Raw genomic sequence first — 13,143 nt, 5'->3', positions numbered from 1 at the left:
TTAAGCAACTTGCTTTAACGCTACGTTTTGCTGGATGAGCGCTGCGCCAATAAATGCTGAGAACAAAGGATGGCCATCTCGAGGTGTAGAGGTGAACTCTGGATGGAACTGCACCCCAAAAAACCATGGGTGCATTGACTCCGGTAATTCCATCATCTCAGGCAAAGATTCATTTGGCGTTCTGGCAGAAATAATCAAACCAGATTTCTCGAGCTTTGGAACGTAAATATTATTCACTTCATAACGATGACGATGGCGCTCATTCACCTCTGCGCCATAAATACGGTGCGCTAAAGTTCCAGCTTTGACTGGGCAACGTTGTGATCCTAAACGCATGGTGCCACCGAGATCAGAATCATTACTTCGCTTCTCCACGCGCCCTTCTCTATCCATCCATTCTGTAATTAAAGCAACTACTGGATTTTCAGCTTGCGGATCAAATTCAGTACTGTTGGCATTTGCGATATTGGCGACATGGCGCGCAAATTCAATCACTGCTAATTGCATCCCTAGGCAAATTCCTAGGTAGGGAATATTGTTTTCGCGGGCATAACGAATGGCGGCAATCTTACCTTCAGTGCCGCGCTTACCAAACCCGCCGGGAACTAAGATAGCGTCTAATTTTTTCAAGCAATCAATTCCATCTTTTTCAATGACTTCTGAATCGATGTAATTAATATTTACTTTGGTATGCGCATGAATACCAGCATGGCGTAAGGCTTCAATCAAAGATTTATAGGATTCGGTTAGCTCAACGTATTTGCCAACCATGCCAATAGTGACCTCATGTTGTGGATTGGCCATCTCATAAACCAAGTTAGCCCAGACAGAAAGATCAGCTGGCTTAGCGTTGATTTCTAATTCGCGGCAAATCAAATCATCCATTCCTTGTGCATGGAGCATTTCTGGAATCTTGTAAATCGTATCAACATCCCAAACAGAAATGACCGCCTCTTCACGCACATTGGAAAAGAGAGAAATCTTAGCGCGCTCATCTTCTGGAATAGGACGATCGGCACGGCATAGCAATACCGTCGGCATAATCCCGATCTCACGCAACTTCTGAACAGAGTGTTGGGTTGGCTTAGTCTTCAGCTCGCCAGCGCTATGAATATAAGGTACTAGAGTCAGGTGGACAAAGGCGCAGCTGTGCAATGGAAGGCGCAGACTCATCTGTCTTGCGGCCTCTAGAAAAGGCAGCGATTCAATGTCACCAACAGTGCCGCCAATCTCACAAATAGCGATATCCGCCTTACCATCATGGCTAGCTTGCGCACCACGCTCTACAAATGCTTGAATTTCATTGGTAATATGGGGAATCACTTGCACAGTCTTACCTAAGTATTCACCACGACGTTCTTTGCTAATGACTGATTCATAAATCTGGCCAGTGGTGAAATTATTACTCTTACGCATCTTCGCTGATACGAAGCGCTCATAGTGACCTAAATCTAAATCTGTTTCAGCACCATCCTCAGTCACGAAAACTTCACCATGCTGAAGTGGGCTCATGGTGCCCGGGTCAACGTTGATGTAAGGATCTAATTTTAGGAGGGTGACTTTCAGGCCGCGGGATTCAAGAATCGCGGCAAGCGAGGCAGCTGCAATTCCTTTCCCTAAGGAAGAAACTACACCACCAGTGACAAAAACGTATTTGGTCATCGCTTAAGCTCTGTTGGAAAAAGTAATTATAACGACAGAGACTGGGAATTACAGAAATCCAAAAGGGGTAATATGGCCTAAATTCATGAAAAATACACTTCTGAACCACTTATTTTTAGCGATCGTCCTGCTCTTTGGGGCTGGCAATCTCAAATCTCAGACTAATGACGCTATTACAGGATCTTGGAAGACATTTGATGATGAGATGAATCAGCCGGCTGCTATCGTTCTCATTTCGGAGAAAAATGGCCTTTTTTCAGGTGTGGTGACTAAATTATTGGATCCTAGCGCCCTTCCAACATGTGAAAAATGCACTGATGCCCGTAAAGGAAAGCCTGTTGTTGGTATGGAAATCCTGACCGGATTGAGAAAGACTTCTGAGACTTACTCTGGCGGCAAAATATTGGATCCTGATGATGGTGAAATTTATCGGGCCTCAATCTACCTGACGGATCAAGGTAATAAGCTCGATTTACGAGCCTATATAGGCATTCCATTGCTAGGTAGAACACAAACTTGGACTAGGGAGAGATAGACCTCATGCGACTTCTTTTTGCCATTTTAATTACGATTCTGTCCCTCTTTTACTTCCTACCCTTTGCAATTGCGTTTAATCGAAAAAGGGCTAATAGCGGGGCCATTTTTGCACTGAACCTCTTTTTGGGTTGGTCCCTGATTGGATGGGTAGTTGCACTCGTTTGGGCATTAAAGGATGAGCAAATCATCTAATTTTGGTGAAAGTTGACTGATAACCCCCCTATTGAACAGAATTTCACCCAATAAACGCAATATTTAAGGGTTTTAAACTCTTATATAAGACTTAAATAAGCAACTATAATGAAGTGATTCGGGAGAGAATTCCCAATTAGCCTTTCTATAGAACACATTTACCTCATAGGAAACACCATGTTAGAAGCCTATAACACCATTGCTGCTGAACGTGCAGCTCTTGGTATACCAGCCCTCCCTTTAACCAAGGATCAGACTGCTGAGCTGGTCAAATTGTTAAAAAATCCACCAGCCGGCAAAGAGGCTGAACTTGTAGAGCTCATTACAAATCGTGTACCTGCTGGCGTTGATGAGGCGGCAAAAGTAAAGGCAGAATTTTTAGACGCTATTGCAAAGGGTACAGAAAAATCACCTTTGATTTCTCGTGTAAAAGCGACTGAACTATTAGGCACGATGCTTGGTGGTTACAACATCAAGCCTTTAGTTGAGCTCCTGGCTGATGCCGAGTGTGGGGCAGCTGCTGCTAGCGCCCTTAAGAAAACGTTATTGATGTTTGACTACTTTCATGATGTTCAAGAACTGGCTGAAAAAGGTAATGCTAATGCCAAGTCTGTAATGCAGAGTTGGGCCGATGCTGAATGGTTTACTAGCCGCCCTGCTGTACCTGAAAGTCTGAAACTCACAGTGTTTAAAGTGACTGGTGAAACGAATACCGATGACTTATCTCCAGCACCGGATGCATGGAGTCGTCCAGACATTCCCTTGCATGCAACTGTGATGTTAAAAAATCCACGCACTGGAATTGAGCCTGATGAGACCGGTGTTCGCGGTCCGATGAAGCAAATTGCAGAGCTGCAGAAAAAAGGCAATCAAATCGCTTATGTGGGGGACGTTGTTGGTACTGGTTCTTCACGTAAGTCAGCAACGAATTCGGTGCTGTGGTGGACTGGTAAAGACATTCCCTTTGTTCCAAATAAACGCTTCGGCGGTGTTTGCTTAGGCAGCAAGATCGCACCAATCTTCTTTAATACGATGGAAGATGCTGGTGCATTGCCAATTGAGCTCGATGTCAATCAAATGAATATGGGTGATGTGATTGAATTACGCCCATATGAAGGCAAGGCTCTGAAAGATGGTAAAGAAATTACTACTTTCTCTCTGAAGTCCCCCGTGATTTTTGATGAAGTGCGTGCTGGCGGTCGTATCCCATTGATCGTGGGTCGTGGCCTAACTGCTAAAGCGCGTGCAGCTCTTGGTTTACCGGCCTCTACTGAATTCCGTGTGCCAGTAAGTCCTCCTGATAACAAGAAAGGTTTTAGCTTGGCGCAGAAGATGGTTGGTCGCGCCTGTGGCTTACCAGAGGGTCAAGGCGTTCGTCCTGGCACCTACTGTGAGCCACATATGACTACCGTTGGGTCGCAAGATACCACCGGTCCGATGACTCGTGATGAATTAAAAGATTTAGCTTGCTTAGGGTTCTCTACTGACTTGGTCATGCAATCCTTCTGCCATACCTCGGCATATCCAAAACCAGTTGATATACGCACTCACCATGAGTTGCCGGCATTTATGACCAATCGTGGTGGTGTTGCATTACGTCCTGGTGATGGCGTGATTCACAGTTGGTTAAATCGGTTGTTATTACCTGATACCTGCGGTACCGGTGGCGATAGCCATACCCGCTTCCCAATTGGTATTTCATTCCCTGCTGGCTCTGGTTTAGTTGCTTTCGCTGCAGCTACTGGCGTGATGCCTTTAGATATGCCTGAATCTGTATTGATTCGCTTCAAAGGCAAGATGCAGCCAGGCATTACATTACGTGACTTAGTTAATGCCATACCTTTGTATGCCATCAAAAAAGGTTTGTTGACGGTTGCCAAGCAAGGAAAGAAAAATATTTTCTCTGGCCGTATTTTAGAAATTGAAGGCTTGCCAGACCTCAAAGTTGAGCAAGCATTTGAATTGTCTGATGCTTCCGCGGAACGCTCTGCTGGTGGTTGCGCCGTTCAATTGAACAAAGAACCTATCATTGAGTACATGCAGTCCAATATCACTTTGATGAAATGGATGATTGCTAACGGTTACGAAGACAAGCGTACTTTAGGTCGCCGAATCAAAGCGATGGAGGCTTGGATCGCTAAGCCGGAGTTACTAAAAGCGGATGCCAATGCCGACTACGCAGAAATCATTGAAATCGATATGAACGAAATCAAAGAGCCTATCTTGGCCTGCCCTAACGATCCAGATGATGTGAAATTCCTCTCTGAAGTTGCTGGCGAGAAGATTGACGAAGTCTTTATCGGCTCATGCATGACTAATATTGGCCACTTCCGTGCTGCTGGTAAGGTATTAGAGGGTAAGACTGATATTCCTACGCGCTTATGGATTGCGCCTCCAACCAAGATGGATCAAATGGTTCTCACTGAAGAGGGTTACTACGGCATTTTGGGTCGCACAGGTGCCCGCATGGAAACGCCAGGATGTTCACTGTGTATGGGTAACCAAGCGCAGATGCGTAAGGGCTCTACAGCGGTATCGACATCCACCCGGAATTTTCCAAACCGTTTAGGTATTGATACCCGAGTGTATTTGGCTTCTGCAGAGCTAGCCTCCGTAGCTGCCCTCTTGGGTCGCCTGCCGACTCCCAAAGAGTATCTCGAGCAAGTAGAGTCACTCAATGCTAAATCTGCTGAAGTCTATCGTTATATGAACTTTGACAAGATCAAGTCATTTAGTGATGTTGCTGATACTGTAACGATCTAAAGAGAAGGTTTCGGCATATTTTTAGATGTGTGGAATAAGAAAAGGCGATCAATTGATCGCCTTTTTTCTCGTCCAATTTTCTTATATGGACAACTTTAATTCCTGCCGAGCATTTTCACGACTAATGCCAGATACCCATTTATTAGTTGGTAGATCTGTTCTCTCTTTAATCAGTTTTGCGCGAGCTGAAACATCCCTCCACTCTGCCTCTAGCTTTGGGCCTTTAAAGGCAATGGCCACTACATTGCAATCATGGGACTCTGGAAATAACAGTACGCGATTATCAAACGCTTCGCAGATATTTTTGAGGTTGATCTTAAAACTCTTATGGCGTGAAAATAGATTCACCGTCAAAACACCGGGTTCTTTGAGGATGTTGTAGCAGCCCTTATAGAACTCCAAAGAACTTGCTGATGGGCCATCACAAATCGCATCATACAAATCAACTTGGACTGCATCAAAGGTGTTTTTGTATTGAGGGCTCTTCACAAATTTCTTAGCATCTGTCTGAAGTGTTTCTAGCCTACGATCATCATCTGGCATTGCAAACATAGTTCTTGCCGACACAATCACGGCAGGGTTTAGTTCTACTACGGTTGATTTCACGGCTGGGCAATGGAGGTGGGTAAATTTTGTTAAGGCCCCAGTTCCAAGCCCCAATTGAGATGCCCGCATGCCAGGTTTGGTTTCTAAAAATAATAGCCAGGCCATCATTTGCTGGTTGTACTCAAGATAAATTTCATTAGGGTCTCGTATACGCATCGCCCCTTGAATTAACTCAGTGCCAAAATGAAGATAACGTATTCCTCCGCTCTCGGAGAAGGTGACTGGTTCCATCAACATAGCTGCTTGGAGTGCACTAACTACTGAGCCCAACGACGCGCGTTACGGAATAAGCGTAACCAGGGGCTCGCACCATCAGGAGTATTCAACCACTCAGGCGGGCACCAGCTCATCTGCACAGCACGAAATACTCGCTCTGGGTGCGGCATCATGACCGTAAAGCGGCCATCAGGCGTGGTTACACCAGTTAATCCGCCCGGGGAGCCGTTAGGGTTCATTGGGTAGGTTTCAGTTGCCTTACCCTCATGATCAACAAAACGTAATGTCATCAAACCTTGCTGTTGTAATTGATCCAGATTGCCCTGCTGGCTGAAATTAGCAAAACCCTCACCATGCGCTATGGCGATTGGTAATTGACTACCCTCCATACCTTGCGTAAAGATCGAAGGTGAAGCAAGTACTTCCGCCATCACTAAACGGGCTTCGTATTGTTCTGATTGATTACGCGTAAATTTCGGCCAAGCCTGTGCACCAGGAATAATTCCAGATAGATTGCTCATCATCTGGCAACCATTGCATACACCTAAAGCGAAACTATCTTGTCGATTAAAGAATGTTGAGAACTGATCTCGGAGTTGTTGATTAAAGAGGATGGTTTTTGCCCAACCTTCGCCAGCACCAAGTACGTCACCATAACTAAAACCACCGCAAGCGATCAAGCCCCTAAAGTCATCAAGCTTTGCCCTGCCGCTTAAAAGATCGGACATATGGACGTCATAGCTATCAAAGCCAGCCCAGTTAACGGCATAGGCCATTTCTACATGGGAGTTAACGCCTTGCTCGCGCAGAATTGCCACTTTAGGACGTATATTCTTCTGAATAAAGGGAGCAGCAATATCTTCTGCAACATCAAAAGTCAGCTTTGGGGACATGCCTGTATCAGACAATTTATCTAAGAGAGCAAATTCACTATCAGCGCAAGCTGGGTTATCACGTAAGCGCGCTATTTGATAGCTGGTATTAGTCCACATCTTTTGTAGAGTTTCACGTGGCTCTGCGAAGATGTTTTTAGCATCACGCCAGATCTCAATACGTCCATTGGTATTGGGTTTGCCAATGACGTGACTGAATGCGCTTAGATTAAGCTTACGAAGTACTGCAAAGACTGCATCTCGATCTGCTTTACGCACCTGAATAACTGCGCCAAGCTCTTCACTAAATAATGCGCGCATGGTTTGCTCATGACGGCGACCAGAAACCTGCTCCGCCCAGTTCTTTGCATCACCATAGTCCGGCTCTTGGCTAGCGTCGACTGCAATCATGTCAACATTGATGGAGACACCGCAATGAGATGAAAATGCCATTTCAGCAATACAAGCCAATAATCCACCATCAGAGCGATCGTGATAAGCCAAGAGCTTGTTTTCTTTACGAAGCTCAATGATGGCTGCAGCTAAATTTTTCAGATCTTCCGGGTGATCTAGATTTGGTGCAATCTTTCCGGATTGATTCAAGACTTGGGCCAGAATACTGCCAGCCATACGGTTTTTGCCACGACCAAGATCAATCAGAATTAACTCAGTGTCTAACACTACTCCATCGTGCTCTTTAAGCTTTAACTGCGGAGTCAGAGTTTTACGGACATCTTGCACAGATGCAAATGCTGAAATAATTAAGGAAACAGGCGCCACAACTTTTTTATCTTGCCCTGCATCTTGCCAGGCTGTTGCCATCGATAAAGAATCTTTACCAACGGGTATTGAAATTTCTAAAGCAGGACACAATTCCATGCCAACTGCCTTAACAGATTCATAAAGTTTGGCATCCTCACCTGGAGAGCCGCAGGCAGCCATCCAGTTTGCAGATAACTTAACATCTCCTAAATGATGAATATCGGCAGCTAGTAGATTGGTAATGGCCTCGCCAACAGCCATCCGAGCTGCTGCGGGAGCATCAATCACTGCTAAGGGAGTTCTTTCCCCCATGCTCATGACTTCACCGCGATAGCCTTTGTAATCCATTAAGGTGACAGCACAATCCGCTACCGGCACTTGCCATGGACCAACAAATTGATCGCGGGCATTTAAGCCGCCGACCGTTCTGTCGCCAATGGTTATCAAGAATGATTTGCTAGCAACGGTGGGTTGTTGTAGCACCCAAGCAATTGACTGAGCAAGATCAGCATCAGTGACATTCAGTTCGTTAAATTGCTGAGCTACCCGTTGAACATCACGATGCATGCGTGGAGGTTTACCAAGCAGGACTTCCATTGGCATATCAATTGGCATGGCTGCATCAGCACCTAAACTCTGTTTAGAATCGCTCAGCTGTAATTGGCGCTCTGTTGTGGCCTCGCCGACTACAGCGAATGGGCAACGCTCACGCTCACAAAGGGATTTAAAAAGCGCTAAATCTTTTGCTTCAATCGCCAAGACATAGCGTTCTTGAGACTCGTTGCACCAGATCTCCGCAGGGCTCATGCCGCTCTCTTCAAGAGGCACGCTGCGTAATTTAAATTTTGCACCCAAGCCTGCACCATCAGCTAACTCAGGGAAGGCATTGGATAAGCCGCCGGCACCAACGTCATGAATCGAAACGATTGGATTTTTTTGCCCCATAGCACGACAGGCATTAATAACCTCTTGTGCACGACGCTCCATTTCTGGATTGCCGCGTTGTACAGAGTCAAAATCTAAATCTGCAGTATTGGTTCCGGTAGCAACTGAACTACCGGTAGCGCCACCCATGCCAATCCGCATACCAGGACCACCAAGTTGAACTAATAAATGCCCTGCCTGAATTGCTTTCTTCGCAGTATGAATGGAATCAATGCTACCGATACCGCCAGCGATCATGATGGGCTTGTGATAACCCCGACGTGTGCCCTCAAGGGTTTGTTCAAATACGCGGAAGTAGCCACCCAAAATCGGACGGCCAAATTCATTATTAAAGGCGGCGCCGCCTAATGGTCCATCAATCATGATCTGCAATGGTGTTGCTATGCGCTCAGGTTTGCCATACTTTTCATTTTCCCAAGGAAGGTCTGTTCCAGGGATGTTCAAATTAGAGACCGAGAAGCCAGTTAAGCCTGCCTTAGGACGGCCACCAACCCCAGTAGCACCTTCATCACGAAGCTCGCCTCCAGCACCAGTAGAGGCTCCTGGAAATGGTGCAATTGCAGTGGGGTGGTTATGAGTTTCTACCTTCATTAAGGTATGCACTAAACGGGTATCTTTTTCATAACGGTGATCATCACCCTGCGGAACCCAGGTCTCTGATTCACAACCGACCATCACAGCGGAATTATCAGAATACGCAACAATGGTTCCTTCTGGGTGCAGTTGATGGGTATTGCGAATCATGGCAAACAATGAACGCTCTTGATCATCGCCATCAATTGTCCAGCTTGAATTAAAAATCTTATGGCGGCAATGCTCACTATTGGCTTGCGCAAACATAATGAGCTCTACATCGCTTGGGTTACGCTTTAGCCGTATGAAATTTTCTGTTAAATAATCAACTTCATCATCAGAAAGGGCTAAACCGAGCTCTTGATTGGCCTTGTCTAGCGCCGCCCTACCTTGCTCTAACACTACAATCCGACTTAAAGGACGATCTTCGAGGGTTTGATACAGGGCATTAGCCTCATCCGCCGATTGAATGATGGCTTCTGTCATACGATCATGAACTGCAGCCAACACAATTTTTTCCTGTGCTGCGCTTAATGTTTTTTTGGCTTTCCACGAGAACCGTGCACCACGTTCAATACGCAATACATTCAATCCACATTGCCGAGCAATATCAGTTGCTTTGCTAGCCCATGGAGAAACTGTTCCCAGGCGGGGAATGACTACAGCGCCCTGTTTAGAATTAGTGCCAGTAAACGGTTGACCGTAAGTTAACAGACTAGCAAGCACTTCCTGATCTTGAGGGCTTAATGCTTTTTCAGACCAAATGAAGTGAAGATATTGCGCCTCCATCGAATTTAGCTCGATACCTTGGGCTGCTAAGGAGGCTAAAAGACGCTGTTGGCGGAATGATGAAAGCGCGTTCGCGCCAGGTAAAAAATGGAAAAAAGACATCCCTAGATTATAAGGTTTTGCCTACAGTAAGCGTCCGCCCTGGAGGTGTAATTGGCGCTGGCACCGACCGGCCAAGGCTGGATCATGGGTGACCAGTACAAGGGTGGAATGATTGGCCTGATTCAGCTCAAAAAGAAGCTCTATTACCCGATTACCGCTTGCTTCATCTAGGCTCCCGGTAGGCTCATCAGCAAAGAGGATAGCTGGTTTAGTAATGAAGGCGCGAGCCAAAGCTACGCGCTGCTGCTCTCCTCCTGAAAGGGTCTTAGGAAAATGGTCAAAGCGCTCACTAAGACCAACCCGCTCTAGCCAAGACATAGCCTCTTCCTTGGCATTACCAATACCAGCCAACTCTGCTGGAAGCATGACATTTTCTAATGCAGTGAGATGGGGGAGTAATTGGAAAGACTGGAATACAAAGCCAACCTGCAACCCTCGAAGTTTTGCCCTCCCATCCTCATCAAGGGCGGTAAGGTCCTGCCCCATGAGAGTGATGCTACCCTCGCTTGGTAGATCTAAACCAGCCAAGAGCCCTAGCAAAGTACTTTTACCTGAGCCAGAGCTACCGGTGATCGCTACACTTTCACCAGGTTTCAACTCAAAGCAAATGTCGTGCAAAATAGTCAGAACACCATCACTCGAAAGAACGGACTTACCTAGATGATTTGCACTAAGGACTGTTTCTGCGGCGCTCATAATGAAAAAAACCGGTACAAAGGGTTCATAGCCTTAAAGTAGTGGAATAAATGAATCAAAATAATCTGTCGACCTTTGTAACAAAAAAAGCAATTGCAATAGGCTTATTTTGCCTGTTAATTTCTTTTGTCACATCAGCCAGCTCAAATTCGACTATTTTAGTAATGGGCGACAGCCTCTCGGCTGAATACGGCATCTCAAGAGGTTCTGGTTGGGCCAAGCTACTTGAAGGGCAACTACAAAAACAAGGTAGTCAATGGACGGTTTTCAACGCTAGCATCAGCGGAGAAACTAGCGCTGGCGGACTCACACGATTTACCGCCCTACTGGCGCAAAAGAAGCCTGGTATTGTGATGCTCGAACTGGGAGCGAATGACGCCTTGAGAGGCCTGTCTATTGATGAGACTGAAAAGAATTTAAGCCAGATGATTCAGCTGAGCAAAAAATCAGGCGCTAAAGTTTTGCTATTTGGCATGCAAATTCCGCCCAATTACGGTCAAGACTATACAAAGAAGTTTAAAGATCTTTATCTGAAATTGGCAACCCAGGAGCAAATTGAGTTAGTACCGTTTTTTATGGCAGGAGTAGCAAGCAATCCAAGTCTATTTCAGTCGGATAATATCCATCCCAATGAAAAGGCCCAAATCATTCTTTACAAAAACGTATGGGGCGCTATGGCCCCATATCAATCACTTCTCAACAGTAACAAATAGATTAGCTACCAGCACCTGTTGAGGGTGGTTTTAATGAATTAATAGTCTTGACCTTGGCACTATCTCGCCAATACGCCATAAAGCCTGCAAACTCGGCTTGAGCTGCTAGCGCTTGTATCTGCACAGACTGGGCTTTGTGTACTTTTGCATCTACACCAGTAGGTTGACGAACCTGATCCACTCGATACAAGGTAGTACCAACACCTGGATTATCAACTTGCACATAAGCAGGTAATTTTTCCTGGCTCACTGACATCACATCATCCAAGGCCTTGCCAATAAGATTTGCTGGCTTATTGCGAGAAACCCAAACTGCACTACCGAAACCAGAAGCGCTCTTTGGATCTTTTTGAAGTTCTGTATAGCGCTCAGCTGCAGCCGCTATAGCTAACTTTTCTGCAGCACGTTGGCTTACTTGACGCTTCACTTCAGCAGCAACATCTACAAACGGTAATGTCTGAGCGGGATGAAAAATCACTACTCTTGCCGATACAAATACTCCGGGTGAGATTTGTACTGCCTCAATATTACGTTTATTTTTCACGGCCTCATCACCAAAGAGAGATTGGATTATCTTTGGGTTAGCTAGAGGGTGGTCTCTTGATACACCACTTGGACCTGAACGTGTTACGCCCTTTTGACTCTGAATACTCAGCTTTAACTTATCAGCAGCGGGTTTCAAGCTGTCGGACTGGTCATAAGTCATATTGGCAAATTGGTCAGCCTTTTCGCTAAAGACTTTTGCATCCTCTTTAGGCTCAGCCTTAAGAACAATGTACTCAACGTCAACAAACTCTGGACTTTCGAAAAGTTTGGCATTGGCCTGATAAAAAGCTTGTAGTTCTTCGGGTGTTGGATTTACCTTAGATAAGAAACTTTTAGCCTCAAATGGCAAAGCCTGTACCTGACGCTCTGTCTCATAGAGCGTAGAAATAATCTCTGAAAGTTTTGGGCTAGATAATTCAGTACGAGCAACAGAATTCACTAACTGACCTATTTTGAGATCAAATGCCTGACTCGCATCGAACTGCTCAATAGTCAATCCATTGTTCGCTAACAATTGCTTGAAGCGCTCATTATCAAAAGTGCCATCTTGGCGATATAGCGCACGGATTTGAGGAATTCCCTGCAGATTTTTAATCAACGCTTGTTCTGAAACTTGTAGACGTAAATCGTTAACAGCAAAACCAAGAATGCGTTGTTGTAGCAACTCATTCAAAATCGCCTGTCTAAATTGAAGGCTTTGTGCAATCTGTGGATTACCACCAACACGTTCGGCTTGACGCTTGGCTGCATTGTCAACTTCCTGCGCAGTAATGGGTTTACCATTAATTTTCACCAAGTCGGTTTCTTTATCCATGAAGCTCGAATAACTAGAAATTCCAAAAAAGGCAAACGACGGAACAATAAACAGCATCAATACGAGCTGCATAAGCTTTTGGTGTTTACGGACGGTATCAAACATGAATAAGTTCGCTAGTAATAAATATCAACTATGGGAGTGTACTAGGCGATAGGATCTAGGAGCTTGAACGCCTTGAAACAGGCTAAGAAGGAGTAAACATTTGGTGGGCGCTGACGGGCTCGAACCGCCGACATTCTGCGTGTAAGGCAGACGCTCTACCAACTGAGCTAAGCGCCCCAAACATTACAGGTGAAATTGTAACCTAAGTACCCAAAAACACGCGTTTCCCGTCAATTCAACCCTTAAATAA

9 protein-coding genes and 1 tRNA gene are annotated in these 13,143 nt (G+C 45.5%); 4 read left to right on the top strand and 6 right to left on the bottom strand.

Annotated elements, in window-relative coordinates; genetic code table 11:
- On the bottom strand, nt 1-1,662 hold the full coding sequence (gene pyrG, locus ICN29_RS01085) for a CTP synthase (protein ID WP_216128877.1): 1,662 nt from the start codon (nt 1,660-1,662) through the stop codon (nt 1-3).
- An 85-nt stretch (nt 1,663-1,747) separates the two neighbouring features.
- On the opposite strand from pyrG, the gene ICN29_RS01080 reads away from it, so the two are divergent.
- The 3 genes from ICN29_RS01080 (at nt 1,748) to ICN29_RS01070 (ending at nt 5,154) form a co-directional block, all read left to right on the top strand.
- Complete coding sequence (locus ICN29_RS01080; protein ID WP_216128874.1) at nt 1,748-2,197, top strand: DUF2147 domain-containing protein; 450 nt, start codon at nt 1,748-1,750, stop codon at nt 2,195-2,197.
- A gap of 5 nt (nt 2,198-2,202) precedes the next feature.
- Entirely contained in the window at nt 2,203-2,391 is a 189-nt protein-coding gene (locus ICN29_RS01075) for a superinfection immunity protein (RefSeq protein WP_216128872.1), read from the top strand.
- A 177-nt stretch (nt 2,392-2,568) separates the two neighbouring features.
- Nucleotides 2,569-5,154 (top strand): bifunctional aconitate hydratase 2/2-methylisocitrate dehydratase, encoded by a 2,586-nt coding sequence (locus ICN29_RS01070; RefSeq protein WP_216128870.1) that lies wholly within the window; start codon nt 2,569-2,571, stop codon nt 5,152-5,154.
- A gap of 81 nt (nt 5,155-5,235) precedes the next feature.
- Here ICN29_RS01070 and ICN29_RS01065 read toward each other — a convergent pair whose 3' ends face one another.
- Genes ICN29_RS01065 through ICN29_RS01055 form a run of 3 tightly spaced genes read right to left on the bottom strand, consistent with a single transcriptional unit; the run spans nt 5,236 to nt 10,715 of the window.
- The gene (locus ICN29_RS01065) at nt 5,236-5,997 is read right to left on the bottom strand and encodes a spermine/spermidine synthase domain-containing protein (protein WP_255538008.1); all 762 of its coding nucleotides are present in this window, start codon (nt 5,995-5,997) and stop codon (nt 5,236-5,238) included.
- Nucleotides 5,998-6,017: 20 nt separating this feature from the next.
- Nucleotides 6,018-10,019, bottom strand: coding sequence for a phosphoribosylformylglycinamidine synthase (gene purL / locus ICN29_RS01060; protein ID WP_216128868.1), 4,002 nt, complete (start codon nt 10,017-10,019; stop codon nt 6,018-6,020).
- Between the two features lie 21 nt (nt 10,020-10,040).
- Nucleotides 10,041-10,715 (bottom strand): ABC transporter ATP-binding protein, encoded by a 675-nt coding sequence (locus tag ICN29_RS01055; protein ID WP_216128866.1) that lies wholly within the window; start codon nt 10,713-10,715, stop codon nt 10,041-10,043.
- Nucleotides 10,716-10,765: 50 nt separating this feature from the next.
- Here ICN29_RS01055 and ICN29_RS01050 point away from each other — a divergent pair, with 50 nt between their 5' ends.
- Complete coding sequence (locus tag ICN29_RS01050; RefSeq protein ID WP_216128863.1) at nt 10,766-11,428, top strand: arylesterase; 663 nt, start codon at nt 10,766-10,768, stop codon at nt 11,426-11,428.
- Nucleotide 11,429: 1 nt separating this feature from the next.
- Here ICN29_RS01050 and ICN29_RS01045 read toward each other — a convergent pair whose 3' ends face one another.
- Both ICN29_RS01045 and ICN29_RS01040 read right to left on the bottom strand, forming a co-directional pair.
- On the bottom strand, nt 11,430-12,893 hold the full coding sequence (locus ICN29_RS01045) for a peptidylprolyl isomerase (protein WP_216128861.1): 1,464 nt from the start codon (nt 12,891-12,893) through the stop codon (nt 11,430-11,432).
- A gap of 101 nt (nt 12,894-12,994) precedes the next feature.
- Nucleotides 12,995-13,070: transfer RNA gene (locus tag ICN29_RS01040), tRNA-Val, on the bottom strand.
- Between the last annotated feature and the right edge of the window lie 73 nt (nt 13,071-13,143).

Origin of the sequence: Polynucleobacter nymphae (genome assembly GCF_018882155.1) — a bacterium.
Classification (GTDB): domain Bacteria; phylum Pseudomonadota; class Gammaproteobacteria; order Burkholderiales; family Burkholderiaceae; genus Polynucleobacter; species Polynucleobacter nymphae.
Note: the sequence above shows the minus strand (reverse complement) of the source record. Positions and strands in the feature narration are given on the sequence as shown.